Origin of the sequence: Kitasatospora humi (assembly GCF_020907985.1) — a bacterium.
In the GTDB taxonomy this organism is placed as follows: domain Bacteria; phylum Actinomycetota; class Actinomycetes; order Streptomycetales; family Streptomycetaceae; genus Kitasatospora; species Kitasatospora humi.
Genome location: NZ_JAJJPA010000002.1, coordinates 140,453 through 167,126, shown reverse-complemented (window position 1 = coordinate 167,126; position 26,674 = coordinate 140,453). Strand labels below are relative to the sequence as shown.

The following is a 26,674-nucleotide window of genomic DNA, read 5'->3' as shown; positions in this document are numbered from 1 at the left end:
AACAGAGCCCGGATCCTGACCAAAGTGCGCATGCATCCACGGCACGCGACCGCGCTGGTGCGAGCCCTGTTGGTGCTGACGCACCAGCAGGTAGCACGGTGACGGACGATCTCCCCGAAACGATCAACGCAATGAGCTGCGCGAGCACTCCAACGGCTTCTCACGCCAGGGCCGGTGACCTGCACGATTCACGATGGAACTTCCTCATTCGGCGGTTCTGAGCTGACGGGGCGCGCGGTTCGGAGCCGCACTTCAGGGCGTGAGCAGTCCGCGCTCGTACGCCTTGACCAGGTTGCGCGGCACCAGCAACTCCTGACCCTGGACGGTGATCGGGACGAGCTGCGGGGCGCTCGCCTTCCACTGCGCGCGGCGGTGGCGCGTGTTGCTGCGGGACATCTTGCGCTTGGGGACGGCCATGTCGGTTGCTCCAGGATTCTCAGCGGGTGGTGGAGGAGTACGGCAGCAGCGCCATCTCGCGGGCGTTCTTGATGGCGCGGGCCATCGCGCGCTGCTGCTGGACGGTGAGCCGGGTGACGCGGCGGCTACGGATCTTGCCGCGGTCGGAGATGAACTTCCGCAGGAGGTTGGTGTCCTTGTAGTCGATGTAGGTGATGCCTGCTTCCAGCAGCGGATTGGGGCGCGGCTTGGCGGGCCGCCCTGGGCCGGTGCGCTTGGCCATCGGGGTGTGTCTCCTTCGTGTCAGGGGTTCAGGACGGGGCGTCCAGCAGGTCGGCGAACGCGTCGGGCAGGGTCTTCCACCCGGGTTCGCCGGCCAGTAGTTCGGCGTCGGTGAGCAGGCAGGAGTCGAGCAGTTCGACGATCCCGTCGGTGTCCAGGCCCTCGGCGGTGAAGCTGAGTTGCTGGATGCGGTCGCCGTGCAGGGGGTGCCAGTCGAGGGCGGCGGCGGCCCGGCGGGTGGGCGGGTAGAGCTCCCAGGCCGCATCGGGCAGCGAGGCGAGCCAGGGGCCGCACTCCTCCACCGCCAGGTTGGCCCCGGCGGCGTCCCAGGCGAGCATCAGGTCGGGGCGGTTGGCCAGCCAGAACCGGCCGCGGCTGCGCTGGGCGGCGGGCACCAGCTGCTCCAGCGCCTGGTGCAGCCGCGTCGGGTGCAGCGGGCGGCGGCGCTCCCAGACCACGGTGGCCACGCCCGCCTCGTCCCTCTCCTGGGGCAGCAGCGCCAAGGCCGGATTGACCCGGTCACGCGCGGCGGCGACGTCGAAGCCGCCGAGCGCCGCGCGGAGCAGTTCACCCGTCCCGAGCCGCACGACCCGGGCGGTGGAGTGCAGTTGGCGCAGCATCGCGAGGCCCGCGGACCGCTCGGGCGCGCCACCCTCGCGGCCGGCCCGCGGCACGGTGAGCACGGTGGCGTACTCGATCTGGTGGGCGAGCGCCTCGGCGAGGGTGCGGTCGTCGTCGGCGCAGGTGTGCTGTCCGTGTTCGTGCAGTGCGTCCGAGACGGACAGCTCGCCGATCAGCCGCAGCGGGTCCACCGCCGTGACGACGCCGGCGAGTTCGATCACCTCGTGCATGCAGGTGTCGTCCACCTCGCCGCCCGCGATCACTTCCACCACCGGGTGCGGGTCGCTGCCGCCCCACAACTCGACTATCGCGAGGCCGTATTGACCGTCCTCGGCGATCCGGGCGAGTTCGGGCAGCAGGTCCTCGCGCACGGCGCAGCACGGGCAGTCGTTGGTCAGCGGGACCGTGGTGGGCGCGAACTCGCCCTTGCCGTCCCGGACGTGGCGGTGCACCACACCGTGGGACGCGTCCCGCAGGTCGTGATGGAGGACCACCGCGTCGACGCAGCCCTCCAGCAGTTCCAGCACCGTTTGGCGGCGCTGGGCCTCGTGCAGTCCGGCGACGACCACCACCGGCAGCCTCACATCCTGGGACACAGGGCCTCCTCGGGGGTCACGGTTCACCAACTGGACTTGCGGACACCGGGCAGGTGGCCGGCGTGGGCGAGGGTGCGCAGGTTGATCCGGGAGATGCCGAAGGCGCGCTGGTAGCCGCGCGGGCGGCCGTCGACGCTGTCACGGTTGCGCAGCCGGGTGGCGCTGGCGTCCCTGGGCTGACGGGCCAGCTCCTGCTGGGCGGCTTCCCGCTCGGCCGGCGTGCTGCTCGGCCGGGCGATGATCCGCTTCAGCTCGGCGCGGCGCTCGGCGTAGCGGGCGACGATCCGGCGGCGGGCCTCATTCTTGGCGATCTTGCTCTGCTTGGCCATCAGACCTTCTCCCCCCGGGCGCGGATCCGGGCGACAGCGGCCTCGATGCCGATCACGTCGACGGTCTTGAGCCCCTTGGCGCTGAGCGTGAGGCGGACGTAGCGGCCTTCACTGGGCAGCCAGTAGCGCTTGCGCTGGATGTTCGGGTCGAACCGGCGCGGGGTGCGACGGTGCGAGTGGGAGATCGAGTTGCCGAAACCGGGCTTGCGGCCGGTCAGTTGGCAGTGAGCGGACATGGTGGACTCCGGTGGTCGCGGGCGCGGCAGGGCAGCGCGGCACGGTGGACGGGCGCACGGCCCGTCCTGACGGAGTCAACAGTACCTCAGATGAAAACGACTTCCATTTCGGTATAGTGCGAATGAACCCCCGAGAGGATGACTGATGGCCCGCAACGAACCGCGCCCGGACATCGATCCCCCAGCCTTCGGCCGGGAGGGGCCCCATCGGTCCACCGCGGGGACCGGCTACACGTACGTGACCCGCGAGAACCGCCGCAACGACCCGGAGCGCCCGGTGCTGCGCAGGTACGACCCGGTCGTGGGCCGGCACGTCGACTTCCGCGAAGGGCGCTGACCGCGGCCGGATCCCGCCGCCCGCCGAAGTCCTCGGCACCGGCCGCTTCGACGTCGCCCGCGCCCAGGAAGCCCCCGGCTGGGTCGCCGAACTCAACGGCGACCACGTGCCCGAAACCGAGGAGTAGGGCATCTCCCCTGGCCGAGTGCCTGTTGACGGACGCGCAGCTCACGGCGGGACCGGACGCCTGGTCGGCCTACGACGACCAGTTCCCGGCCTGGGCCGAGTACTGCCCCACCGCACCGGCCCACGCCCACTGACCTCGCACCGACCGCGACGACACGCCTCCCGCCTCACGCCTCCCCGGCGTGCCGGATCGCGTCCAGCACGATGTGGGCGACGTGCTCGTCGGTGAGCGTGTACTCGATCTCGCGGGACCTTCGATGAGCGGTGACGATCCGAGCGCCGCGCAGCAGTCGCAGGTGCTGGGACACCAGCGGCTGGCTCACACCAAGGGCCTCGACGAGTTCGTGGACCGGCCGGCCACCGCCGGCCAACTCGCGCACGATCCCCAGGCGAACCGGGGCGGCCAGGGCACGCAGGAGCTCGCTGGCGGCCTGAAGATCGGCCGACGGTTCACCGGGAGCTGGATCCATTGCCATATGCATACCTTAATACCTGACAATGGATTTCAACCCCACTGCGGACCGCGGGCACGCCGAGGGCGGGCCGGGGATGGTTCCCCGGCCCGCCCTCGGTCACCCACAGGTCTCAGTGGTCGTCCCAGTGGCCCTCGTGGCCCGCATGCCGGTGCCCGTCGTGCACGTAGTCCACGTGGTCCTCGTGCGGCACCGCCACATGGCCGCAGTCCGGCCCGTGCTGGTGGTCGTGGTCCTGGTGGACGGCGTGCTCGGTCTCAGCGCACTCGTCCACGTGGTCCCCGTGCACCCGGTGCAGGTGGCTGTCGTGCGCATAGTCGACGTGGTCGCCGTGTGGGATCGCGACGTGGCCGCAGCCCTCCCCGTGGGCGTGCGGGTGCTCGGCGTGGGTGCGGTGCAGCGTTGCGGCAGACATCGGGGGCTCCCTCTCACGTACGGCGCCAGGACAAGGCCGCGGACATGCGTCGACCGCCCGCCTGACTGCTCAGTGCATCTAAAAGTCAGCATATAACGATGTCTGCATATGTCGAGCGCGCCTTGCGGACACCAGTGGGATCAAAATCGGCCTCCTGCTGCACGCGGGACGGGACACCCTGGTCCTGGCCGGCGCGGTGGGGGCCGGCGGCGGCCGCCATCCGACCGGGTGGTGCAGCGTCCAGCGCCGTGGTCGGCCCGTTGGGGTGACAGAGGTCTGGGCGTGGCCCTCCCGTCAGGAGGGTGAGAGAGGTGGGCTCAGCCCGCAGCGGTGCAGTCGCTGCAGGTGCCGGTCAGTTCGACGGTGTGCTCGACGGCGGTGAAGCCGGAGGTCGCGCCGATCTCGTCGGCCCAGCTCTCGACCGCCGCGGAGTCCACCGGAAGGCTGAGGCCGCACTGACGACAGATCAGGTAGTGGCGGTGGTCGGAGCCCTGCCGGTAGCGGAAGGACCGTTCCCCGGCCTCGTCCCGCACGACATCGGCCCGACCGGCGGCGACCAGCGCGGTCAGCGTCCGGTAGACGGTGCTCAGGCCGACCCGGCCGCCCGTGGTGAGCAGCCGGGCGTGCAGGGCCTGGGCACTGACGAAGCCCTCGGTGTCGACCAGGGCCTGGAGCACGGTGGCGCGCTGCGGGGTGGGGCGGCCGATCAGCGCCACCTCCCCCGGCGGCGGCACACCGGTCGGGTCGTCGACGGCTCGACGGTGCCGCCCGTTCGCCGCAGCCGGCGGCTGGACGCCGGCCGCGGGCAGTGCGGTCCCGCTCGTCTCGATCATGGCGTCCCCCGTCATGCTGGTCAGGCCGCTGCCGGGACGGCGCGCCGCGCCGGTCGGACCAGGAAGGTGGCGGCGTAGACGGCACTGGCGGTGGCCATGATCGCGAAGCTCGGAGGCAGCTTCGGCACTTCGGCGCTGAGCAGCAGACCACCCCACATCTCCGCGACGGCGAGGCCGGCCGAGAGGGCGAGGGCCCGGAACGGCCGGTCGGTGAGCCGGATCGCCGCACCTGCCGGTGCGGCGAGCAAGCCGAGCAGCAGCAGCGAGCCGACCGCCTGGGTCGCCTCCCCGGCGCAGGCGCCGACCAGGGCCAGGTACCCGAAGCCGAGCAGCCGCACCGGCACCCCGCGCGCGGCGGCGACCGCCTCGTCGAGGGTGGCGAAGAGCAGTGGTCGGGCGACGAGCAGGAGAACCAGGCAGATCGCGGCGGCGATGACCACGGCGAGCATGGTCTGGCTGCCGTTCAGCCCGAAGATCGAGCCGAACAGCACGGTGGTGCCCGCGCCGCCCTGGGCCGCGCTGCGGGAGGTGGTGTAGACGGTGAGGAAGAACGCGCCGAGACCCAGGATCCAGGCGAAGACGCTGCCGATCACCACATCGTCCGGGCGCCCCTTGCGACCGAGACCGCCGAGCAGCAGGCCCACCCCGATGGTCGCGGCGAACAGCCCGAGCCGCAGGTCGTAGCCGCCCGCCAGCGCTGCCATCGCACCGGTGAAGGCGACATGGCTGAGCGCGTCGCCGGTGAAGATCTGCGCGCGCAGCACCAGGAAGTAGCCGACCAGCCCGCAGGCCAGCGCGATGAACGTCCCGGCCAGCAGGGCGTGCTGGAAGAACTCCTGGGAGAGGACCGTGCTCATGCCGCGCCTCCGATCGCGAGCGGACCGCGCGGTCGGCGGCCGAGGGCCTCGCGGGCGATGCGCACCAGGTGGGCCAGGACGTAGCCGGCGAAGGCGAACCCGGTCACGAAGAAGCCCAGCGGGTAGGGCTGGTAGTACGCGGCGATCAGCCCGCACCAGCACGCGGCCAGGCCGAGCAGCACCGACAGCAGCAGGCTCAACCCGGGCCGGGCGGTGAGCTGCTGGGCGGTGGCGGCCGGTATCACCATCAGCGCGAAGACCAGCAGCGTGCCGGTGATCTGGCTCGCCTCCGCCGTCGCCGCGCCGAGCAGCACCAGGAAGACCGTCGACAGCAGCCGGACCGGAACACCTCGCCCGGTGGCGACCTCGGGGTCGATCGAGGCGAACAGCAGCGGACGACCCATCACCGCCAGCACGGCCAGCACCACCGCACCGGCCGCCGCCAGCACCACCACCTGGCCGGTGGTGATGCCCAGGAAGCTGCCGAACAGCAGCGCCTCCGGTCCTTCCAGCAGCCCCTTGTAGAGCGTGATGAACAGGAACCCGCAGGCCAGCACGAACGCCTGCACCGTGCCGGTGACGGCGGACTCCTCCGCCCCGCTGCCCTGCCCCCGCCGCTGGAGCCCGGCGATCACCAGTGCCGCCGCGATGCAGAAACCGAAATAGCCCAGCGAGAGGCTGAAGCCCGCCAGAACGGACAGCGCGGCGCCGGGGAAGGCCGCCACCGACAGCGTGTGCCCGGCGAAGGTCTGGCGGCGCAGCACCATGAACCAGCCCACCACCCCGCAGACCACCGCGACGACCAGGCCGGCCCGGAAGGCGTTGACCATGAACGCGTAGGACCACATCTCCTGGAAGTCACTCAAGAGGTTCCAGGAGAAAACAGGTGACGCGGCGTCAGATCCCAGCAGCACGACTTCCCTCCGTCCCGTGGTCGTGGCGGTCGTTGTGCAGTGCCGGCGCCTCGGGCTGGCCGACCACGACCAGCCGCCCGTCGCTCGTGCGCAGCACCTCGACGGGCGTGCGGTACAGACGGGTCAGTGTGTCGGAGGTGATCACTTCGGCCGGGGTGCCGGAGACGGCGCCGCCCTCGGCGATGTACACGACCCGGTCCAGGTGGTGGAGTATCGGGTTGACGTCGTGCGCGACCATCACCACCGCCACCTGCTCCTGGTGGCAGATCCGGCCGAGGAGTGCGGCGACCGCGCTCTGGTTGGGCAGGTCGAGGCTGTCCAACGGCTCGTCCAGCAGGAGCACCTGCGGGCGCCGTATCAGCGCCTGGGCGATCAGCAGCCGCTGCTGCTCGCCGCCCGAGCACTGCCCGATCGGCCGGTGCGCGTAGGCCGAGGCGCCGACCAGCTCGATGACCGCCTCGACGCGTTCGCGCGCGGCCCGACGCTTGGCGCGGCCCAGGCCCGGGACGGGGATCCCCCACCGGTCGCCGTCCAGGCCCAGCCGCACCACGTCCACGCCGCGGATGCGCACGCTCGCGTCGAAGCTGCGCCGCTGCGGCAGGTAGCCGACGGCGGAGTTGCGCGCTCCGGGGGCGCCGCCGAGCACCCGCACCTCGCCGGCCGCGGCCGGCAGCACCCCCAACAGTACCTTGATCAAGGTGGACTTGCCGACCCCGTTGGGGCCGAGCACAGCGGTGAACTCCCCTGCCCCAACGGTCAGATCGACCCCCGACCAGAGGGTCCGCCCACCCACCCGGACGGCCGCGCCGTGCAGCGCCAGGACCGGCTCGCCGCCGGCCGAGGGCGGCGGCGCCACGGGCGTCGAGCCGGTGCCTTCCGACACTGCACGGGTCTCTTCGCTTCGGACCTCTTCGGTCGGGTTGACGCTCACTTGCCGGTCGCCTGCTTCAGTGCGTCCTCGATGCCCTGCAGCTGCTGGGTCTGCCAGTCCTGGAAGGTGGCGTTCGCCGGGGCGAGGGTCTCGGTGACCTGGGCGACCGGGATGCCCTGCGCCTTCGCGGCGTTGACCTGCGCGACCACGTCGGGGTCGGAGTTCTGGGTGTTGAAGACGTAGATCTTGATCTGCTTGCCGGAGATCTGCTGGTCGATGGTGGCCTTGTCGGCGGCGGTCGGGTCGGTGCCCTCGCTCTCCGCGTCCAGGAACGTCTCCGGGGTCAGCATCTTCAGGCCCACGCTCTCGGCGAGCGGGGTGACGATCGACTCCGAGGCGCCGATCGGGGTGCCGGCGTACTTCGCCTTGATGTCCGCTTCCAGCTGGTTGTACTTGGCCAGCGTCTGCGTCTCGAAGGAGTTCTTCTGGGTGTCGAAGTAGGCCGCGTCGGCCGGGTCTATCTTCTTGTAGTCGGCGGTGATCTGGTCGATCACCTTGTGGACGCTGTCCGCCGAGTACCACTGGTGCGGGTTGTCGCCCTCCTTCTTGCCCAACAGGTCCCCGACCTTGAGCACGGTCCGGCCGCCGGCGGGGTTGGCGGCCAGCAGCTTGTCCGACCAGGCGTCGTAGCCGATCCCGTTGGTGATCGCGTAGTCCGCGCCGGCGATGGTGCGGCCGTCGGCGGCGGTCGGCTCGTAGGAGTGCGGGTCGGTGTCCGGGTTGGTGATGATGCTCGTCACCTTCGCGTGTGCGCCGCCCAGCTGAGTGGCGATGCTGCCCCAGAAGTTCTCCGCCGCCACCACCTGGATCACCTTCGAGCCCCCGGCCGCCGAGGCACCACCTGAGGCGGCCTTGGAGGACGTGGAGCAGGCGCTGGTGGCGGCCAGCGCCGCCACGGCCGCGGCGGCGAGCGCGAATCTCAGGGGCCGACGGCGGACCTCGCGGGGAGGCAGAGCGGTCATAACGGGGACAACTCCTCGAACGTGCGGGACTCCCGTGACACGGGACCCGGCTCCGGTGGACACCACCCACCCTACGTAGAAATGATTTTCATCTCTACCTGCTTCTAGTACACGATGAAAATCATTGCCAAAGCTTGACCCTCGGCCGGCGCCCCATCGGCATGCCACATCCCGCCGCCCCACTGCCCCGCCGCCCCGGCCGTTGCCGACGTCGATCGCGACAGGCACCGAAGCCGCCCGCGCACCCTGGGGCCACCACCGAGCCGATGGCCGACTTGACACAGCGTCAGGACATCGACCACAGTCCTTAGCGTTAATGGTTTTCATCTTCGATAGATCGCGAGCTCCCGTGAAGGTCGCCTTCGTGGGCAAGGGCGGCAGCGGCAAGACCACGCTGTCCGCACTCTTCGCCCGTCACCTGGCCGCGTCCGCCCGGACCGTGGTCGCCGTCGACGCCGACATCAACCAGCACTTGGCCGTCGCCCTCGGCATGAGCGAGGACCAGGCGTTCCTGCTCCCCGCCCTCGGCGAGCACCTCCCGGAGATCAAGGAGTACCTGCGCGGCAGCAACCCGCTGATCTCCTCGGCCGCAGCCATGGTCAAGACCACGCCGGCCGGACGGGGCTCACGCCTGCTCCGGCCCGCCGGGGACGACCCGATCCACCAGCGCTTCGCCCGCCCGGCCGGCGCCATCAGCCTGCTGGCCACGGGCGCGTTCACCGGCGCCGACCTGGGTGTGGCCTGTTACCACTCCAAGGTCGGAGCCGTCGAGCTCTACCTCAACCACCTCGTCGACCTGAGCGACGAGTACGTCATCGTCGACATGACCGCCGGTGCCGACTCCTTCGCCTCCGGCCTGTTCACCCGCTTCGACCTGACCTTCATCGTCGCCGAACCCACCCGCAAGGGCGTCTCCGTCTACCGCCAGTACCGCGACTACGCCGCCGAACACTCCGTCGCGCTCGCCGTCGTCGGCAACAAGGTCACCGGCCCCGAGGACGTCGACTTCCTGCGCCGCCACGTCGGGGACGACCTCCTCGTCTGCCTGGAGCACTCGCCCTACGTACGCGCCCAGGAGCAGGGCCACAACGCGCCCCTGGCCCAGCTTGAGGACGCCAACCGGGCCGCCCTGGACCGGCTGCACGCGGCAGTCGACGCCCGCCCCCAGGACTGGCGGACATTCCAGGCACAGGCTGTCGCCTTCCACCTGAAGAACGCCGCGGCCTGGGCCAACGCGAGCACCGGAGCAGACCTGGCACAGCAGGTCGACCCCGGTTTCACCCATGGCCCTGCCGCCCTCCGGATCCCCTCCACCAACTGATCCCGCACATGAAAGGGAACACCCATGTCGCTCGACATCTCCCCCGCCCTCCTCACCCAGGCCGAGGCCGGCGAGGTCAGCCAGGCCGCGTTCATCGAAACCGTCCGCACCTCGCTCCCCTACGCCTACCAGGTCGTCGCCGGCCTCCGTGAGGAACTCGTCACCACCACCGCCGAGTTCGTCGACAACAACACCACGCCCACCGACGACGAGCGCGCCCAGCTGCTGCGCGCCCTGGCCAGCAACGCCATCCGCGGCAGCCTGGAGGAGCACTTCGGTGTCAAACTCGCCTTCGTCAACTGCCACCGCGTCGCCGCCTTCCGCCCCGGCATCGAACAAGGCGACGCCTACCGCGAGTTCACCTCCCAGCGCACCCAAGTCCTCAACCAGACACCCGAACTGCGCAGCTGCTGAAGCCCCCGGAGACCCCGGAGGCTTCAGCAGGTGCGTGGTGGCGCTCGCGTGCCTCGGGCCGGGGTGCCCCGGTCGGCTCAGATCAGAGGGCACTCATGGTCGCCCACCAGCCGTGGGTCCACCCGATGGCCCCTGCTCCACTCCGTGCGGCTCTCCGCCGAGGACCGCCGGCGGATCGACACTCACCGTGCGCTCGGTCAGTGCCGACCGGCTCCGTAGGCGTGCGGCTTCTCCAGGTGGAGTTCGGTGTCGTCCTCGGTCCAGGTCAGCGTCTGGTGGACTGCCACCACGCCGTCGACCGCCCGGCACAGCTGCTCCGCGATCGGGACCAGACTCCGGCGGGGCAGCCGTCCGGTCAGTGTCACCACGCCCTCGTGCACGGCCACCTGCACTTCGCCGGGAGCCAGCCACAGGGTCTGACCGAGGACGTCGTGGTTGATCTCCTCACGGATCGCCGAGTCGTGCCGCAGGAACACCTGCAGCAAGTCACTGCGGCTGACGATGCCGACCAATCGGCCGACTTCGTCCACCACCGGCAGCCGCTTGACCTTGTGCTTGTCCATCGCACGGGCGGCCTCGGCGATGCTCCAGCCGGCCCGTGCGGTGACGGCCGGACTGGTCATCAGGCCGCCGGCGGTCTCCGCCTCGGCGCGGGCCCGGTCCTTGCGGTTCAGCCACCGGCCGGGGACACGGCCCTCGGGGTCGGGCAGCACCGCCTCCTTACGGATCAGGTCGGCTTCGGAGACCACGCCGATCGGCTGGCCCTGATCGTCGACGACCGGGATCGCGGTGACGTCATTGCGGTGGAACAGCGCCGCGACCTCCTTGAACGGCGTGTCGGGCCGCGCGGTGACCACCTCCTGGGTCATCACCTCGTGGACAGTGCGGTGCTGCATGGTCCTCACTCCTCACAGCTCGGCTTTCCCTACCACCACTCTGCGCCCGTCCTCGCGGCCGTCCCAGGGCCGTTCGGTCCCCTCCCGAGGACCGACCCGGCCACGACAGCAGGTCCGCGCGGACTCACCGCGGAAAGGCGGTCCACCGGTATCAGAGACGATCACGGCCCACGGAATCAGCATCCCGACCTCCCGCTCACCCGTCGAGCTGAACGGTCGGCAGGACCGATCGGGCGGGCCGCGGCGGTGGTCCCGCCGGCGAGCAGCGCTACGCGGGATGCGGTGGGTACTGGACGGTAGCGTCTCGACCCCCGACTCCGCCATGCAGCAGCAGCTCTCAGCTCCACACTGCTTCCGAGTCGCCCGACAGGCCAGGGCCGGACGACCTGCGAAGGGCCCGAACGGCCTCGCCGCAGTCACCGCTTCGACCGACCATGAAAGGGATCGCTGCGGTGGCCCGACAGCACCACGGCAGGCAGGAGGATGTTCATGAGCACCGAAGGCACGCACAAGGCCCAGGACTGCCCCAGACATCCGGGAGACGTCGGCCGTGGGGTCTTGCACCGTCGGCGCCGGCCGGGCCTCGGCCGCGAGGAGGTGGCTGCGGGGTCCGGGACCGCCGTCACCTACCTGGAGTCCCTGAAGTCCCTGGAGTCCCTGGAGTCGCACGCCGACCCCGGTCCCGGCGTCGGCGGCACCCGCCGGACCCGAGTACGGATCAGCCCGCGGCGAGTCACCGGCCACCTGATCCGCACGGCAGGCCTGCTGCCGTGACCGAACCGGACCTCTCCGACTCCTGGCACCTGCGCTTCGAGGGCTTCGAGGTGGCCGAGGAGGGCGTGCGCGAAGTGCTCTGCGCGGTCGGCAATGGCTACCTGGTGAGCCGTGCCGCCGCGCCCGAGTCACACGCGGACGGCGTGCACTATCCGGGCACCTACCTGGCAGGCGTCTACAACCGCGCGACGTCGGTGGTCGGCGGCCGGACGGTCGAGAGCGAGGATCTGGTCAACTGTCCCAACTGGCAGTCCTTCACCTTCCGCCCCACCGAGGGCGACTGGTTCACCGGACCGCCGGCCGAACAGCGCCTCGACCTCGACCTGCGCCAGGGCGTGCTGACCCGATGCGCGCTGGTGGTGGACGCGGCCGGTCGCCGGACCCGTCTGGTGCAGCGCCGGATCGCCAGCCAGGCCCAGCCGCACCTGGCGGCGCTGGAGACCGAGCTGCTGGCGGAGAACTGGTCCGGCACCCTGGAGGTCCGCTCGGCGCTGGACGGCACCGTGGCCAACACCGGCGTCGCCCGCTACCGGGGCTTGGCCAGTCGTCACCTCCTCCCCGCCGGGCAGGGCATGGACGAGGACGGCATCCTGTGGCTGCAGGTCACCGCCTCCAGCTCGCCGCTGCACATCGCACTCGCCGCCCGCACCCGGGCGACGCCGCCCGAGAGCCGTCGCACCGACGAACTGCGGGACGGCTGGGCAGCCGAGGTGCTCAGCGTGGACGTCACCGAGGGCCATCCGGTCACCATCGAGAAGACCGTGGCCGTGTACACCTCACGCGACCCCGCCATCGACGCGCCCCTCATCGCCGCTCGGCGGCTGGCCGCCCACGCGCCCGGCTTCGAGTGCCTGCGGCACGAGCACACCCTGCGCTGGGCCGAACTGTGGCGGCGCTGCCGGATCGACGCCGACTTCGACAGCGAACTCGCACTCCACCTGAACCTGTTCCACATCCTGCAGACCTACTCCGAGCACTCGGTGGACCTGGACGTCGGCGTTCCGGCCCGGGGCCTGCACGGCGAGGGCTACCGTGGCCACGTCTTCTGGGACGAGCTGTTCGTGCTCAGCCTGCTCAACCTGCGCTTCCCCGAACTGGCCCGAGCCGTGCTCAGCTACCGGCACCGCCGCCTGGACGCCGCCCGGCAGGCCGCCCAGGCGGCGGGCCTGCGCGGGGCGATGTACCCGTGGCAGAGCGCGAGCGACGGCCGCGAGGAGTCCCAGCAGCTGCACCTCAACCCGCTCTCCGGCCGTTGGCTGCCCGACCACAGCCACCTGCAGCGCCACGTCGGCTCAGCGATCGCCTACAACATCTGGCAGCACTACCAGGCCACCGGCGACCTCGACTTCCTCGCCACCACCGGGGCCGAGATGCTGCTGGAGATCGCCCGCTTCTGGTCTGCCCTCGCCGCCCACGGCCCGAGCGGCGAGCGGTACTCGATCCGCGGTGTCCTCGGGCCCGACGAGTACCACGACGCCTACCCCTGGGCCCAGGGCCCGGGCCTGGACGACAACGCCTACACCAACGTGCTCGCCTCCTGGGTCCTGGCCCGCGCGCTGGACACCGTCGAGCTGCTGCCCGACTACCGCCGCGACGAGCTGCTGGAGCGCCTGGCGATCGACCACGCCGAACTGGACCGCTGGCAGGAGGTCGGCCGGCGCCTGCACGTGCCGTTCCACGACGGCGTGATCAGCCAGTTCGCCGGCTACGAGCGCCTGGAGGAGCTGGACTGGTCGGCCTACCGGCAGCGCTACCCCGACCTGCAGCGCCTCGACCGGATCCTGGAAGCGGAGGGCGACACCGTCAACCGCTACAAGGCGTCCAAACAGGCGGACGTCCTGATGCTCTGCTACCTGTTCTCCCCGCACGAACTGCGCAACCTGCTGCGCCGGCTCGGCTACCGGGCCGGACACGAACTGCTGCGCCGCACCACCGACTACTACCTGCGCCGCACCGTCCACGGCTCGACCCTCAGCGCGGTGGTCCACGCCTGGGTGCTCACCCGCGCCGACCGCCGCAGGTCCTGGCGGTTCTTCCGCAACGCCCTGGGCAGCGACCTGCTCGACCTCCAGTGCGGCACCACCGCCGAGGGCATCCACCTGGGCGCGATGGCCGGCGCCGTCGACCTGCTGCAGCGCTGCTACACCGGCCTGGAGATCCGCGAGGACATCCTCTGGCTGGATCCCCGTCTGCCATCCGCACTCGGCCGCCTCGAACTCGACCTGCGCTACCGCGGCCACTGGGGCGTGCACATCGCCGTCGACCGGCACACGGCCACGGTGAGCCTGCGCGAGGGCCACCAGCCGCCGATCCGGGTCGCCATCCGGGGCTCGACGACGGCGATCGGGCCGGGCGAGAGCCGCACCTTCTCACTCTGATGCCCGAAGATGCTCCCGAGACCGCCGGCCACGACGACCCCGCCGCCCACGATGCCGAGGGCGAGTACCCCGTACGCGGCGGACGACGCGGGGCCGGGTGGCCGGCGGCCGACCTCCGCGCTCGGCGGGCCGCGGGTGCCGGGCGGATGATGGAACAGTGCTGCCGGGCCTGAGCCGCCCCTCGGACCCGGGCTCGGCCTGGGCAGGTGAGTGGTTTGGCTTCGTCGGCGATCAGCGTGCGGGAGCTGTCCAAGCGGTTCGGGTCCTTGACCGCGCTGGACGGGATCGATCTGGAGGTGCCGGCCGGGACGGTCTTCGGACTGCTCGGCCCGAACGGCGCCGGCAAGACGACGGCGATCCGGATCCTGACCACCATCCTGCGACCGACCTCGGGCCGGGCCGAAGTCCTGGGACACGACGTGGTGGGCGAGGCCGCGGTGGTGCGCGGGCTGATCGGCTTGGCGGGGCAGTACGCGGCCGTCGACCCCAACCTCACCGGGCGGGAGAACCTGCGGCTGATCGGCCGGCTCACCCGGGTGTCCCGAGACGGGAGGCGGGCGCGGGCCGACGAGTTGCTGGAGCGGTTCGGCCTGGCCGGCGCCGGTGACCGGACGGTGCGCACCTACTCCGGCGGCATGCGCCGCCGCCTGGACGTGGCCGCCGCGCTGGTACCGCGGCCGCCCGTGCTCTTCCTGGACGAACCGACCACCGGCCTCGACCCGCGCAGCCGGATCGCCCTGTGGGACATGATCCGCGAGCTGGTGAGCACCGGCACCACGGTGCTGCTGACCACGCAGTACCTGGAGGAGGCCGACCGCCTCGCGAGCCGGGTGGCGGTGCTCAGCGCAGGGCGGGTGATCGCGGACGACGACCCCGCGATGCTCAAGGAACGGCTGGGCAACACCGTCATCGAGCTGCGGATGGCCGACGAGGACCGCGCGGCACGGGCCACCCGGATGATCACGGACCGGTTCTCCCGCACCGCCGAGCGGCAGGACGAGATCGTACGGATCACCTCCCAGGACGGTTCCGGGCTGCTACTCGACGTGCTGCACCTGCTCGACGACCAGGCGCTCGCGCCCCGCACCGTGGCGGTGCGGGAGTCGAGCCTCGACGACGTCTTCCTGGCGCTGACCGGGCAGCACGCGGAAACGCTGGACCAGCCGGCGGCGGAGCAGGAGACGGGCGGCGCGTCATGACGGCCGGGCAGGCCGCCGTCGGGCGGCCGACCGGAGGCGTGCGGGAGTCCCTGGCCGCCCCGGTGCGGGACGGGCTGGCGGTGGCCGGACGCAACCTGATCGGCCTGGTCCGGGTCCCCCGGCTGCTGGTCTTCTCCACCATCCAGCCGCTGGTCTTCGTCCTGATGTTCCGGTACGTGTTCGGCGGAGTGATCGGCCGGAGCGTCATCGGCGTCCCCTACGTCGATTACCTGATGCCCGGCATCTTCATCCAGACGGCCGTCTTCGGGGCGATGAACACCGCCATCGGCCTGGCCACCGACATGCAGACCGGCCTCATGGAACGGTTCCGCTCGTTGCCGATGGCCCGCTCGGCGGTCCTGTCCGGCCGGACCCTGGCCGACCTGGCCCGCAACGTCTTCGTGGTGGCCCTGATGACCGGGATGGGTTTCGCGGTCGGATTCCGCCTGCACGCCGGGGTGCCGGCCTTCCTCGCCGCAGTCCTGCTCGTGCTGGCCTTCGGCTTCGCGATGTCGTGGATCTTCGCCGTGGTGGGGCTCGCCGTCGGGGACCCGGAGACCGCGCAGGCCGCCGCCTTCCCCCTGCTGGTCCCCTTGGTCTTCGCCTCGGCCGCGTTCATCCCGGTGCGCACCATGCCGGGCTGGCTCCAGGCCTTCGCCGACCACCAACCCGTCTCCAGGAGCGCCCAGGCGGTCCGGGATCTGGTCCTGGGCACCCCCGCCGCGACCGATGTCTGGCTGGCCCTGGCCTGGGACGCGGGCATCGTGGCCGTCTTCGCCCCGCTGGGCGTGTGGCTGTACCGCAGAGCGGTGTGACGCCGGTCGGACGGCCTCCGCACGAAGGGAACGGTGTGGTGCGACGGATCGGCCTCCACGAGGCGTGACGGTCAGCCTGCTCCCCGGCCACCGGCTGGTGCCGCCGTACAGCACGGCCGGCGGGGCACCGGGAGGATCGGACGGGCCGAGCGGGCGCACAGCAGGATCCGGCTGCATAGGCTGAGGAGGAAGGCGATCCGGGAGGCCCCGATGAACGGTGCGGCGGACGAGGACCCGGCCGAACAGTCGCCGCGGCTGCGGCTGGACCAGTTGCTCGACGAACTGCAGAGCAGGCTGGACGCGGCACGCGGCACCCGCGACCGAGTGCACAGTCTGCTGGAGGCGGTCCTGTCGGTCGGCCGGGACCTGGAGCTGGAACAGGCGCTGCGGCACATCGTCGAGGCTGCCGTCACCCTGGTGGACGCGCGGTACGGCGCGCTCGGCGTCGTCGGTGAGGACCGCCGGCTGTCCCGGTTCATTCCGGTGGGCATCGACGAGGAGCGGGCCGCGAGGATCGGGCACCTACCGACCGGGCGCGGGCTGCTGGGCGAGCTGATCCGCCACCCGGAGCCGCTGCGGGTGGCCGAACTGGCCGACCACCCCTCCGCCGCCGGGTTCCCGGCCGGGCATCCCCCGATGCACAGTTTCCTTGGCGTGCCGATCCGGATCCGGAACAGGATCTACGGCAACCTCTACCTGACCGAGAAGCGCGGCGGCCCGTTCGACGCCGAGGACGAAGCGGTGCTCACCACCCTCGCAGTGGCGGCCGGGGTGGCGATCGACAACGCCCGCCTCTACGCCCGAGCCCGGCTGCGCGAGCGCTGGCTGACGGCGGGCGCCGAGGTGACCAACGCCCTGCTGTCCGGCAGCGCCGAGGCGGAGGTCCTCGACCTACTGGTGGCCCAGTCGGCCGAGATCGCCGGTGCCGACCTCGCCGTGGTCGCCCTACCGGTGGTCGGCACCGAGGAACTGACGGTGCGGATCGCGGTCGGACGCGATGCGGAGCAACACGCGGGTCTGGTGCTGCCGCTGGTCGGCTCGTTCATGGGCACCGCGGCGCTCACCGGCGATCTGGTGGCCAGCGCCGACGTGCAGCACGATCCCCGGATCACCGTCGGCCCGCCGCGCTGGGCGGGCCTGGGGCCCGCGGTTGCCGTGCCGATCGGCACGTCCGAAGGCGGTATCCACGGCGTCCTGATGCTCGCCCGCGAGGCCGGGCGACCGCTGTTCGAGAAGGACGAGTCGATACCGCTGACCGGCTTCGCCGCGCAGGCGGCGGTGGCGATGGAGCTCGCGGAGCGCCGCCACGACTCGGAGCAGGTGGCGCTGTTGCGCGAGCGCGACCGGATCGCCCGCGACCTGCACGACCTGGCCATCCAGCGGCTGTTCGCCACCGGAATGACCTTGCAGAGCGCGCTGCGCCTCATCGAGCACCCGGAGGCGGCCGACCGGGTGCAACGGGCCATCGACGATCTGGACGAGACCGCCAAGACGATCCGCTCCAGCATCTTCGGCCTGCGCGAGCGCTCCGGCCCGCAGGCCACAGGCTTGCGGGCGCGGGTCTCCGAGTCGGTGGAGCGCGCGGCGGAGGCACTCGGCTTCACCCCCGGCCTGGTGATGACCGGCCTGCTGGACAGCCGGGTGCCGCCGGCGGTGGCGGACGACGCGGTCGCGGTGCTCCAGGAAGCGCTGTCGAACGCGGCACGGCACGCCAAGGCCGAGCACGTCCGAGTGACAGTGGCCGCCGGTGCAGAGCTGGTGGTCACGGTGACGGACGACGGGGTGGGCCTCCCGGAGGGCGGACGGCGCAGCGGGCTGGCCAACCTGGCCGAGCGCGCGGCCGCACATGGCGGTGGGTTCCGCGCCCACGGCCTGCCGGCGGGCGGAACCGAGCTGGTCTGGCGGGTGCCGCTGCCGGTCACCTGAGCGCCGCGGCCCCGGCGCGGACCGGGCTGACGAGGTTCGCCTCGACGTCGACCACCCCGGGCACCGCCCGCACCATCCGCTCGAGGACGGGCAGCAGGTCGGCGTCGGGCAGGGTGCCGGTCAGGCTGATCCGCCCCTCCATCGCACTCACCTCGACCCCGGCGGCCTGTTCCGGACGCAGCAGAGCGAGGACCTCGAACCTGACCTGGTCGGCGAGCTCCTGGTCCTCCCGCAGGTAGACCTTCAGCAGGTCGCTGCGGCTGACGATGCCCACCAGCAGCCCGTCGCCATCGATCACCGGCAGCCGCTTCAGGCGGTAGTGCGCCATCTCGCGGGCGGCCAGCGCGGTGGGGCTGTCGGGGTGCACGCACACGGCGGGCGCCGACATCAGCTCCCGGGCGGTCAACCGGCCGGCGTGGCCGGGGTCGCGGTCACCGTGGAGGAGCAGGTCGGCCTCGGAGACGACCCCGATCACGCGGCCGTCGCCGGCCAGCACCGGGACGGCGCTGACCCGCCACTCCTGGAGCTTCTCCAGGATCTGCCGGTAGCCGGCGTCGCGGCCGACCGCGATCACCGCGTGGGTCATCACCTCGCCCACGGTGGTCCATCGGCGGGTCATGGTGTCCTCCTCACGAGGGTGGGCGGTGTGCTCGAGCCGCCGTCGCGCAGTGCGCTCCAGGAGATCGGGCCGAGCAGGTCGAAGAGCCGGTCGAGTACGTCCAGCAGCAGGTCGTCCACGGCGAGCAGGCCCACCGGCCGCCGTCCGTCGAGCACCGGTAGCCGCCGCACGCCGGTGCGGCGGAACGCCCCGTAGGCGGTGTCGAGATCGTCGTCGAGGGCGAGCACGGCCGGTTCGACCGTCATCAACCGGTCGACGGGTGTGTGCGGGTTGGCGGCGAGAGCCGTGCCGCGCAGCACGAGATCGCGATCGGTGACGACCCCCACCAGTTCGCCGGCCGCGACGACCAGCAGGCAGCCGACCCTCTCCTCGGCCATCCGCCGGGCTGCCAGCCGGGCGCTGGTCTCCGGGCTCACCGTCACCGGTGGTTCGGTCATCAGGTCGGCTACTCGCATGGCTTCTGCTCCGGGCTCCCGTCCAACGTGACGGTCACGTTCGGCCGCTCGATCAGGGTGTTGTGCACGGTGCAGAACCTGGCAACCGCGAGCAGCGAGTCGGCTCGCTCCGGCGGCAGGTTCGGGACGAACAGCTTCAGGTCCACCGACCTGACCCGGGCCGGGCGATCGGTGGCCATGGTGAAGTCGGCCGTCACCCGCAGCCCGTCGCGTGGCACCTGGTGGTGGTCCAGGTGACGTCCGGCGTAGTGCGCGACACCGCCGGCCAGCGAGGCGACCAGCAGCTCGGCCGGGGTCGGTCCGCTGTCGGCGCCGCCGTGGTCGACCGGCTGATCGACCGTCAGCAGGTGGCCGCGGGCCGTGATCGCGTAGATGTCGTCCCGCACGGCGACCGCCTCCAGCCGTCCGGTCAACCGCGGCGCGTTGCCCTCGACGGCGGTGGCCTGCTGGAGCAGCAGGCCGGCCAGCTTGCGGGCTTCGACCGGGGTCAGCGAGGCCCATGCCCCGGCGCCGTCGCCAGGCACCACGGCGGTGTCCAGCACGACCCGGCCGGGCTCGGCAGCCAGGATGCCGGAGGGGTACCGCGAGACGACGATGGTCCGTCCGGCGCGCGTGTGCAGCAGACTCTGCTGATGCGAGATCGTATCGGTCAGCATGGCTCCTCCAACCCTTCGTGCCGCGTACCTTCAGCAGACCGCTTCCGCCCGCCACCGGACAGGGTCGGCGGGCTCCGGTAGCTGGGCCGGTCGGCCCTGTCCTGCCGGGCCTGGTTCTCCTGTTCCGGGGGCAGGGACGGGCGGCCCCGAGCCCGGCGAACGAACGGACAGCGGGAGGCCGCCATGAAGGCCGCCATGGATTGACGAGCCGAGCCGCACCGGCTGCAGTGTGCTCGCGGGCGGTACCGCACTGCCGATCGACGACCGGCCCGGCGCCGGCCCACCTCGAACAGCAGGGCACGCCGGAGCCGTGGGCGGCCGGTGAGCGCCACCTGTGGCTGCGACTGCGGCAGGATCGGCTCAGCGGCCGTGCGACCGTGACCGGGGAGGGCGGTTGACGTCAGTCAAGGTGGCGACCGGCACCGTGCCCGTGGTGGTGACCGGTCTCCGGGCCGCGCACCACCACGACCGGGCAGGCCGCGTGCTCCACGCAGGCACGGCCGACCGAGCCGAGCACGGTGCCGGCGAAACCGCCCAGCCCCCGGGAGCCCACCACCAGCAGATGGGCGTCACGGGAAGCGTCCAGCAACACCTCGGCCGGGTAGCCGTAGACGACCCGCTGGGCCACCGGAACCTCCGGTTCGCTCCCCAGCTCGCGCGTGATCGTCTCCGCCAGGGCCTCCCCGGCGGCGTCCTCGATCTCCTGGCTCGGAACCACCACACCCAAGCCGACCAGCGCCGGGTAATCCCAGGCGATCACCGCCAGCACGTCGGCCTGCTCCAACTTCGCCTGCCGCGCCGCCCACTGCACCGCGGCCGCGGCCGACGCCGAGCCGTCGACTCCCACCACGATCGTCGGTCGGGCCCCGTTCGGGTCGAGCGCCGCAGGTTCCGATGCGGTTTCCACCGCGGGTTCCCTGGTCATGACCCTTCCCTCCGGCTCGCCTGGCCGGTGCTCTCCCCCGGGCTCTGCTCAGCCACCCGCTCGATCCGGTCGGTCACCGACACCACCCCGTCCACCGCCGCGCACAGCCGCAGCACGATCGGCACCAGGTACGGCGGGCCGAGTCGGCCGCTGAGCACCACCCGCCCCTGCACCACCTCGACCCCGACCGCCGCGGGACTCACCCCGACCACCTGGTCGAGCACCTCCTCGACGATCTCGCGGTGGATCGCGTGGTCGTCCCGGAGGAACACGCGCAACAGGTCGTGCCGGCTGACCACGCCGACCAGCCGACCGCCCTCCCCCACCACCGGCAGTCGCTTCACGTGATGACGGTCCATCAGCCGGGCCGCCACCACGACGCTCTCCTCCGGTCCGACACACACCGGCGGCTTGCCCATCAGGTCCTCGGCGGTCACCGCGGTGCTGGTCGCCGGCCGGTCGATCGGCGGTGGCAGCAGGCCGGACGCGTCCTCCTGGGCCGCCTGGGCCCGGATCAAGTCACCCTCGGAGACCACCCCGACCGGCCGGTCCTCGGCATCGACCACGGGCACGGCACTGATCCGGTACTCGGTCAGCAGCTCCGCTATCTCCCGGAACCCCGACTCCGGGGCCACCGTTACGACCTCGCGGGTCATCACTTCCTCGACGGTGCGATGGTGCATGGCTCGCCTCACCTGGTCACCGGGCCGCCGACGGCAGCCGCACCTCCCTCCCACGCTACGACCACCCCGCCCCGGCGGCTCATGGGCGATCGGTCTCCACCGGCCGGGCACCCTCACCCGCCCCGGCCCGCGCGGACACAACGGCGGGGGCACCGACTCACATCATGAGCTGTCCCACTCCGCCTGACCCCACCGCGCCACGACCAACGCGTCCCCCGGCGCGTCCCGCCACCCGCCTCACGACACGGAGGACTCGACATCCAGCACCTCGGCGACCGGCAGTCGGGGGGTCGGCGCCCCTTCCGGTCCGTACCCGAGCCGGAGCAGCATCTGCAGGTAGCCGGGCCCGTGCTCGGGATCGCGGGTCTCCCAGCGCAGGTCGGGCCACTCCATCGCCTGGTGCAGCAGCGAAGCCCGGACCTGGTGCACGGTGGCCAGCAGCAGCACGTGTTCCAGGGCCATGCCTGCCCGCAGCCAGTCCACCGGCCGGTCGCGGGCGGTGGCGAGAACGGCGATGCACGGCTCCGTCTCGAACGGGACCGGGGGCAGGTGCTCGGCCGGGCGAATGGCCGAGAAGTCCCGCACGGGCAGCTGCCCGGAGGCGTCCTGCGGGCCGAGGGCGGCTGCCGGGATGCCGTACGGCGGGGCACCGGGCGACTGGATCCAGCCCCGGCTTTCCTTGCTCCGCTCCGGGTCCGTGGTACCGCGGCGCTCGGCCTCGGCGGTGAGGTGCAGGATCCTGGTCCGCTCCGTGCCGCCGGGGAAGTGGAGGACGGCCTCTTCCGCACGGGCGGCCTCGGCGAGTTCCCCGCGAACGCCGGCCGGCACCTCGGGCCCCGTGAAGGGTGTGCGAATGGTGTGCCGGTGCCAGATCGCCTCGTAGAGCTCATCCGTGCGGGGAGGGACGGCGTGCGACCGCCGGCCGAGCACGACCTCGGCCAGCAGGTCCGGCCTGGAGGGGTCGGGGAGCAGCCGGACCTCGGGCGCCCAGCCCAGCCGGCGGGCCGCCGTGCGGAGGTTGAGGATCGCGGCGCCGACGGAGATGTGCAGCGCACGGGCCAGCGGGTCGGCCACCGGGACTGAGCGCTCCCGCGCAGCCAGGACCTCCAGGGTGGCGGTCTCCGGGCGCAGCCGGAAGTGCCACGGCTGGCTGTTGTGGATGGACGGCGCGGCGACCGCGGCGGAGATCAGCTTCTCCAGCGCGGCGGCGTCGAGGGCCATGGTGACCATGGCGGCCTCCCTGGATCGACGTGGTCAGTTCGAGCTCTTCCCCGTACCGGTGCGCAGGACCTCCAGGCGGTGCCGGTACTCGTCGGCGTCGATCTCACCGCGCGCGAGGCGCTCGGCGAGGAGCTGCTCCGGCGGGAACCGGTCGGTGGGTGGAGCCGTGGGCGGCGCGGCGGGGTGCCGTCGGGACATGTGACCGAGGCGGCGGGCCACGACGACGGCGCCGAAGACGAGCAAGCCCCAGAAGAGCAGCATGCCGACGGTCATGAGACCGAAACCCCAGCCGTTCATACCGTCACCGTTCCAGTCCATCATCACGTGCTCCCGACCGTGGGTGATGGGGCTTGCGCCCTCTCATGTCCACGGTGCGGCCGCGGGCACCGCCGTCACATGGGCCGGTCGGCCCTGACCGCTGGGCCGCCCGGGCTCAGTGCGGCCGGGAGGTGTGGTGGTCGGCGTCGGCGGCGTGGGCGGCGAGCACCGCCGCCTGGAGACGGCGTTCGACCCCGAGCTTGGCGAGCAGCCGCGACACGTGGTTCTTCACGGTCTTCTCGGCGAGGTAGAGCTCCTTTCCGATCTCCCGGTTGGTCTTCCCCTCTCCCACCAGCATGAGGATCTCGCGCTCGCGCGGGGTGAGCTGGGCGAGCACTGCGTCCGTGTCTTCCTCGTCGTGGTGGCGCAGGCTGTCCATCAGCCTGCGGGTGGTGGCAGGATCGAGCATCGACTGGCCCGAGGCCACGGTCCGTACGGCACTGACCAGGTCGGAGCCCTTGACCTGCTTCAGCACGTACCCGGCCGCCCCCGCCATGATCGCGTCCAGCAGGGCGTCGTCGTCGTCGAAGGACGTGAGCATCAGGCAGGCGAGCTCGGGCATCCGATCGCGCAGCTCGCGGCAGACGGTGACCCCGTCGCCGTCAGGCAGCCGCACGTCGAGCACGGCAACCTGCGGTCGCAAGGCCGGCACCCGGGCCAGTGCCTGAGCACAGGTGGCCGCCTCACCGACGACCTCGAGGTCCGGCTCGGCCTCCAGCAGGTCCCGCACCCCGCGGCGGACCACCTCGTGGTCGTCGAGCAGGAACACCCTCACTGGCGGGCCGGGCACGCTTCCGTCCATCGCCGATCTCCTTGAACCGGTTGGGTGCTCTCCCCTCGATTCTGCGCGCCGCCGGGGTTGGTCGCACCGGCTGTGCCCGGGCCGCGCCCACGGCCGGTCGCGAGTCGCACCCCGATGGACCCTGGCCACCGGCTGCGGCCGCAGTGCACGGTGGGGACAGTGGTCGTAGGAGATCACACGAACGACGACAATTCGCCGGCAATGCCGGTCGGACCTTCGAACCGGTGCCATGCGTCCCTTGGGCCAGAGCAGGGCAACGGGGATCGTGGGGTTGAGGAGCCGCCGCGGCTCCGGCCAGCGAGGAGGCGGAGGAGATGCCTCGGATCCGGAGCGCACCCGTCCCAGCCTCGCCCGCGCCCGCCGCTGGACCTTCGCACACCGTCCGGTCGACCGCTGCCGTACCAGGCGGCACCGGCTGACCCGAGGAGGAAGTCATGCGCCGCGTCATCCCGTTCTCCGAATTCGGCCGCGAGGACGTCGGCCTGGTCGGGGGCAAGAACGCCTCCCTCGGGGAACTGATCGCCCATCTCGGCCCGGTCGGTGTACGCGTGCCGGACGGCTTCGCAGCCACTGCCGACGCCTACCGGGAACTCCTCGACGTCGAGGGACTACGCGAGCGGATCGCCGAGCAGATCGGCCTCCTGCGTCAGGGCGCGCCACTCGCCGAAGTCGGCGCCGCCATTCGCGCCGCCGTGCTGGACACTCCACTACCGCCGGGCCTCGAACACGACCTCGCACAGGCCTACCGCACGCTCGCGCTGGGAGCCGGACGCGAGGACCCGGATGTCGCCGTGCGCAGCAGCGCGACGGCCGAGGACCTGCCGGAGGCGAGTTTCGCCGGGCAGCAGGAGACCTTCTTGAACGTCCGTGGCACCACGGCGCTGCTGGACGCATGTCGGCGCTGCTACGCCTCGCTGTTCACCGACCGGGCGATCGACTACCGCGAGCGGCTCGGGTTCGACCAGCTGGCGGTGGCGCTGTCGATCGGCGTTCAGCTGATGGTTCGTTCGGACCTGGGCGGGGCCGGCGTGATGTTCACCCTGGACACCGACACCGGCTTCCCGGCGGTGGTTCAGGTCAGTGCTGCCTGGGGACTGGGTGAGACCGTGGTCAGCGGGCAGGTCGATCCCGACGAGCACCTGGTGTTCAAGCCGTCCCTCAAGGACCCGGCGCTGAACCCGGTGCTCCACACCGAGATCGGCCCCAAGCGCCGCAAGGCCGTCTACGCTCCCGACGGCCTGACCCGCACCCTTGACACCACTGACGAGGAGCGGGCCCGACGGGTGCTCGACGACGACGACGTCGTCACACTCGCCCGCTGGGGCGTCGCCGTCGAACAGCACTACGGCTGTCCGATGGACATCGAGTGGGCCAAGGACGGCCGCACCGGCGAGCTCTTCATCGTCCAGGCCCGACCCGAGACCGTGCAGTCCCGCCGCCGTGGCGCCGTGCTGCGCCGCTACCGGCTCACCGGCACCGGCGAGCGTGTGGTCGACGGGATCGCGGTCGGCGAGGCCATCGGCGCGGGGCCGGTCTGCGCGCTCGCGACGCCCGTCGACCTGGACCGCTTCCCGGCCGGCGCGGTCCTGGTCACCGCGGTCACCGACCCGGACTGGGAGCCGCTGATGAAGCGGGCCGCAGCCATCGTCACCGACCACGGCGGCCGCACTTCGCATGCGGCGATCGTCAGCCGCGAGCTCGGAGTGCCGGCCGTGGTGGGCACCGGTCGCGCCACCTCCGTCCTCAACGACGGCCGGCAGGTGACGATCTCCTGCGCCGAGGGCGCGGACGGCCATGTCTACGCCGGGCGGGTCGACTTCGAGGAGTCGGAGACCGACCTCGGCACGCTCCCCGCCACGCGGACCGGCGTGATGCTCAACCTGGCCGACCCCGCAGCCGCCTTCCGCTGGTGGCAACTGCCCGCCGACGGTGTGGGGTTGGCCCGGATGGAGTTCATGGTGGCCCATCAGGTGCGAGTCCACCCGATGGCGCTGGTCCACCCGGAACGGCTCTGCGACGACGAACGTGGGCAGGTGGACCGACTCACTGCCGGACATCCCGATCGGCCCTCCTACTTCATCGAGCGGCTGGCTCAGGGGGTGGCCACCATCGCCGCCTCCCGCTGGCCGGACCCCGTGGTGGTGCGGACCAGTGACTTCAAGACCAACGAGTACGCCCGGCTGATCGGCGGCCGGCCGTTCGAGCCGGTCGAGGCCAACCCGATGATCGGCTGGCGCGGCGCCAGCCGGTACTACAGCGATGGCTACCGCGAGGGCTTCGCCCTGGAGTGCCGGGCGCTGCGCCGGGTCCGCGACGAGATGGGTCTGACCAATGTGGTGGTGATGATCCCGTTCTGCCGGACTCCGCGGGAGGCCGACCAGGTGCTCGCGGTGATGGCCGAGGAGGGCCTGACACGCGGTGAGAACGGGCTGCGGGTCTACGTGATGGCCGAGATCCCGGCCAACATCCTGCTCGCCGAGCAGTTCGCCGAACGGTTCGACGGCTTCTCGATCGGCAGCAACGACCTCACCCAACTCACCCTCGGCGTGGACCGCGACTCCGACCTCCTGGCCCACCTCTTCGACGAGAGCAACCGCGCCGTCACCCGCAGCATCGAGAGCCTGATCGCGACCGCCCACGCGGCCGGCCGCACCGTCGGCCTCTGCGGGCAACGTCCGAGCAACGACCCCGAGTTCACCCACTTCCTGGTCCAGGCCGGAATCGACTCCGTCTCCGTCACACCCGACAGCTTCGCCGCCGTCAAGCAGCACGTCGCCGCGGCCGAGAGCGACACCGTCTGACCAGACGACAGCGGGAACCGGGCGGGAACGCCCTGTGCCGGTACGCGCTGCGTCACGCGTCAGGAGCGTCGCCCGGCGCCGTAGGCGTGGGGGTGTTCGAGCCGAACGTCGGTGTCGTCCTCGGTGGAGTCGAGGGCCCGATGGGCAGCCACAACGCCGTCCA

Annotated in this window: 30 protein-coding genes and 1 pseudogene; 10 read left to right on the top strand and 21 right to left on the bottom strand. The window is 71.9% G+C overall.

All coding sequences use genetic code 11. The annotated features are described in order from the left end of the window. Positions 1–252: 252 nt before the first annotated feature. The 5 genes from rpmF to rpmB are packed head-to-tail and all read right to left on the bottom strand — an operon-like array spanning position 253 to position 2,460. Positions 253–417 carry a 50S ribosomal protein L32 gene (gene rpmF / locus LN042_RS03215; protein WP_230048219.1) on the bottom strand — a complete coding sequence of 55 codons (165 nt, stop codon included), beginning with the start codon at positions 415–417 and terminating at the stop codon, positions 253–255. Positions 418–436: 19 nt separating this feature from the next. Further along, positions 437–679: a 30S ribosomal protein S18 gene (gene rpsR, locus LN042_RS03210; RefSeq protein WP_230048218.1), complete on the bottom strand. Its 243-nt coding sequence runs from the start codon at positions 677–679 to the stop codon at positions 437–439. Between the two features lie 28 nt (positions 680–707). After that, the gene (locus LN042_RS03205; protein ID WP_230048217.1) at positions 708–1,895 is read right to left on the bottom strand and encodes a CobW family GTP-binding protein; all 1,188 of its coding nucleotides are present in this window, start codon (positions 1,893–1,895) and stop codon (positions 708–710) included. 23 nt (positions 1,896–1,918) lie between these two features. Beyond that, positions 1,919–2,224 carry a 30S ribosomal protein S14 gene (gene rpsN, locus LN042_RS03200; RefSeq protein ID WP_230048216.1) on the bottom strand — a complete coding sequence of 102 codons (306 nt, stop codon included), beginning with the start codon at positions 2,222–2,224 and terminating at the stop codon, positions 1,919–1,921. After that, positions 2,224–2,460: a 50S ribosomal protein L28 gene (gene rpmB / locus LN042_RS03195; protein ID WP_230048215.1), complete on the bottom strand. Its 237-nt coding sequence runs from the start codon at positions 2,458–2,460 to the stop codon at positions 2,224–2,226. The genes rpsN and rpmB overlap by 1 nt, the downstream gene beginning before the upstream one ends. A gap of 145 nt (positions 2,461–2,605) precedes the next feature. On the opposite strand from rpmB, the gene rpmG reads away from it, so the two are divergent. Both rpmG and LN042_RS03185 read left to right on the top strand, forming a co-directional pair. Then, positions 2,606–2,797, top strand: a complete 192-nt coding sequence (gene rpmG / locus LN042_RS03190; protein ID WP_230048214.1) for a 50S ribosomal protein L33 — start codon at positions 2,606–2,608, stop codon at positions 2,795–2,797. Continuing rightward, positions 2,793–2,921 (top strand): annotated as a pseudogene (locus LN042_RS03185) (GTP-binding protein); the annotation flags it as partial. The gene rpmG and the pseudogene LN042_RS03185, both read left to right, overlap by 5 nt. A 169-nt stretch (positions 2,922–3,090) precedes the next feature. Here LN042_RS03185 and LN042_RS03180 read toward each other — a convergent pair. From LN042_RS03180 to LN042_RS03150, 7 genes are all read right to left on the bottom strand, one after another. Continuing rightward, positions 3,091–3,393 (bottom strand): ArsR/SmtB family transcription factor, encoded by a 303-nt coding sequence (locus LN042_RS03180; RefSeq protein WP_230048213.1) that lies wholly within the window; start codon positions 3,391–3,393, stop codon positions 3,091–3,093. Between the two features lie 115 nt (positions 3,394–3,508). Beyond that, positions 3,509–3,811, bottom strand: coding sequence for a hypothetical protein (locus tag LN042_RS03175; RefSeq protein WP_230048212.1), 303 nt, complete (start codon positions 3,809–3,811; stop codon positions 3,509–3,511). Between the two features lie 317 nt (positions 3,812–4,128). Next, positions 4,129–4,644, bottom strand: coding sequence for a Fur family transcriptional regulator (locus LN042_RS03170; RefSeq protein WP_308191755.1), 516 nt, complete (start codon positions 4,642–4,644; stop codon positions 4,129–4,131). Between the two features lie 20 nt (positions 4,645–4,664). Further along, positions 4,665–5,501, bottom strand: coding sequence for a metal ABC transporter permease (locus LN042_RS03165; RefSeq protein WP_230048211.1), 837 nt, complete (start codon positions 5,499–5,501; stop codon positions 4,665–4,667). Beyond that, positions 5,498–6,367 (bottom strand): metal ABC transporter permease, encoded by an 870-nt coding sequence (locus LN042_RS03160; protein ID WP_230048210.1) that lies wholly within the window; start codon positions 6,365–6,367, stop codon positions 5,498–5,500. Before LN042_RS03160 ends, LN042_RS03165 begins: the two co-directional genes overlap by 4 nt. Before the next feature lie 31 nt (positions 6,368–6,398). Further along, complete coding sequence (locus LN042_RS03155) at positions 6,399–7,298, bottom strand: metal ABC transporter ATP-binding protein (protein WP_230048209.1); 900 nt, start codon at positions 7,296–7,298, stop codon at positions 6,399–6,401. A gap of 44 nt (positions 7,299–7,342) precedes the next feature. Next, the gene (locus tag LN042_RS03150; RefSeq protein ID WP_230048208.1) at positions 7,343–8,308 is read right to left on the bottom strand and encodes a metal ABC transporter solute-binding protein, Zn/Mn family; all 966 of its coding nucleotides are present in this window, start codon (positions 8,306–8,308) and stop codon (positions 7,343–7,345) included. 349 nt (positions 8,309–8,657) lie between these two features. Between LN042_RS03150 and LN042_RS03145 the strand changes: the two genes are divergently transcribed. Both LN042_RS03145 and LN042_RS03140 read left to right on the top strand, forming a co-directional pair. Continuing rightward, complete coding sequence (locus LN042_RS03145; protein ID WP_230048207.1) at positions 8,658–9,629, top strand: ATP-binding protein; 972 nt, start codon at positions 8,658–8,660, stop codon at positions 9,627–9,629. 24 nt (positions 9,630–9,653) lie between these two features. Further along, the gene (locus LN042_RS03140) at positions 9,654–10,043 is read left to right on the top strand and encodes an SCO5389 family protein (RefSeq protein WP_230048206.1); all 390 of its coding nucleotides are present in this window, start codon (positions 9,654–9,656) and stop codon (positions 10,041–10,043) included. A 197-nt stretch (positions 10,044–10,240) separates the two neighbouring features. Here the strand turns inward: LN042_RS03140 and LN042_RS03135 are convergent, their stop codons facing one another. Continuing rightward, positions 10,241–10,939 (bottom strand): CBS domain-containing protein, encoded by a 699-nt coding sequence (locus LN042_RS03135; RefSeq protein ID WP_230048205.1) that lies wholly within the window; start codon positions 10,937–10,939, stop codon positions 10,241–10,243. A 489-nt stretch (positions 10,940–11,428) separates the two neighbouring features. On the opposite strand from LN042_RS03135, the gene LN042_RS03130 reads away from it, so the two are divergent. The 5 genes from LN042_RS03130 (at position 11,429) to LN042_RS03110 (ending at position 18,031) form a co-directional block, all read left to right on the top strand. Beyond that, positions 11,429–11,713, top strand: coding sequence for a hypothetical protein (locus LN042_RS03130; protein ID WP_230048204.1), 285 nt, complete (start codon positions 11,429–11,431; stop codon positions 11,711–11,713). Then, complete coding sequence (locus LN042_RS03125; protein ID WP_230048203.1) at positions 11,710–14,091, top strand: glycoside hydrolase family 65 protein; 2,382 nt, start codon at positions 11,710–11,712, stop codon at positions 14,089–14,091. Before LN042_RS03130 ends, LN042_RS03125 begins: the two co-directional genes overlap by 4 nt. 206 nt (positions 14,092–14,297) lie before the next feature. Continuing rightward, a complete protein-coding gene (locus LN042_RS03120; RefSeq protein WP_372495667.1) occupies positions 14,298–15,290 on the top strand; it encodes an ATP-binding cassette domain-containing protein in 993 nt (330 codons plus the stop codon). Next, positions 15,287–16,105, top strand: a complete 819-nt coding sequence (locus LN042_RS03115; protein WP_230048201.1) for an ABC transporter permease — start codon at positions 15,287–15,289, stop codon at positions 16,103–16,105. Before LN042_RS03120 ends, LN042_RS03115 begins: the two co-directional genes overlap by 4 nt. Before the next feature lie 210 nt (positions 16,106–16,315). Beyond that, a complete protein-coding gene (locus LN042_RS03110; RefSeq protein WP_230048200.1) occupies positions 16,316–18,031 on the top strand; it encodes a sensor histidine kinase in 1,716 nt (571 codons plus the stop codon). Here the strand turns inward: LN042_RS03110 and LN042_RS03105 are convergent. The 8 genes from LN042_RS03105 to LN042_RS03070 all read right to left on the bottom strand — a co-directional run bounded on the left by LN042_RS03105 (position 18,024) and on the right by LN042_RS03070 (position 23,710). After that, positions 18,024–18,650, bottom strand: a complete 627-nt coding sequence (locus tag LN042_RS03105) for a CBS domain-containing protein (protein ID WP_230048199.1) — start codon at positions 18,648–18,650, stop codon at positions 18,024–18,026. The genes LN042_RS03110 and LN042_RS03105 overlap by 8 nt on opposite strands. Then, positions 18,647–19,105 (bottom strand): CBS domain-containing protein, encoded by a 459-nt coding sequence (locus tag LN042_RS03100; protein WP_230048198.1) that lies wholly within the window; start codon positions 19,103–19,105, stop codon positions 18,647–18,649. The genes LN042_RS03105 and LN042_RS03100 overlap by 4 nt, the downstream gene beginning before the upstream one ends. After that, entirely contained in the window at positions 19,096–19,761 is a 666-nt protein-coding gene (locus LN042_RS03095) for an OsmC family protein (protein WP_230048197.1), read from the bottom strand. Before LN042_RS03095 ends, LN042_RS03100 begins: the two co-directional genes overlap by 10 nt. Before the next feature lie 400 nt (positions 19,762–20,161). Further along, positions 20,162–20,686 carry a universal stress protein gene (locus LN042_RS03090; RefSeq protein ID WP_230048196.1) on the bottom strand — a complete coding sequence of 175 codons (525 nt, stop codon included), beginning with the start codon at positions 20,684–20,686 and terminating at the stop codon, positions 20,162–20,164. Beyond that, positions 20,683–21,369: a CBS domain-containing protein gene (locus LN042_RS03085; protein ID WP_230048195.1), complete on the bottom strand. Its 687-nt coding sequence runs from the start codon at positions 21,367–21,369 to the stop codon at positions 20,683–20,685. Before LN042_RS03085 ends, LN042_RS03090 begins: the two co-directional genes overlap by 4 nt. Before the next feature lie 237 nt (positions 21,370–21,606). Next, complete coding sequence (locus LN042_RS03080) at positions 21,607–22,599, bottom strand: Acg family FMN-binding oxidoreductase (protein ID WP_230048194.1); 993 nt, start codon at positions 22,597–22,599, stop codon at positions 21,607–21,609. A gap of 24 nt (positions 22,600–22,623) precedes the next feature. Beyond that, entirely contained in the window at positions 22,624–22,911 is a 288-nt protein-coding gene (locus LN042_RS03075; RefSeq protein ID WP_230048193.1) for an SHOCT domain-containing protein, read from the bottom strand. Positions 22,912–23,023: 112 nt separating this feature from the next. Next, positions 23,024–23,710 (bottom strand): response regulator, encoded by a 687-nt coding sequence (locus LN042_RS03070; RefSeq protein ID WP_230048192.1) that lies wholly within the window; start codon positions 23,708–23,710, stop codon positions 23,024–23,026. Between the two features lie 434 nt (positions 23,711–24,144). Between LN042_RS03070 and ppsA the strand changes: the two genes are divergently transcribed. Further along, positions 24,145–26,511, top strand: a complete 2,367-nt coding sequence (ppsA, locus tag LN042_RS03065) for a phosphoenolpyruvate synthase (RefSeq protein ID WP_230048191.1) — start codon at positions 24,145–24,147, stop codon at positions 26,509–26,511. Positions 26,512–26,674: the final 163 nt, after the last annotated feature.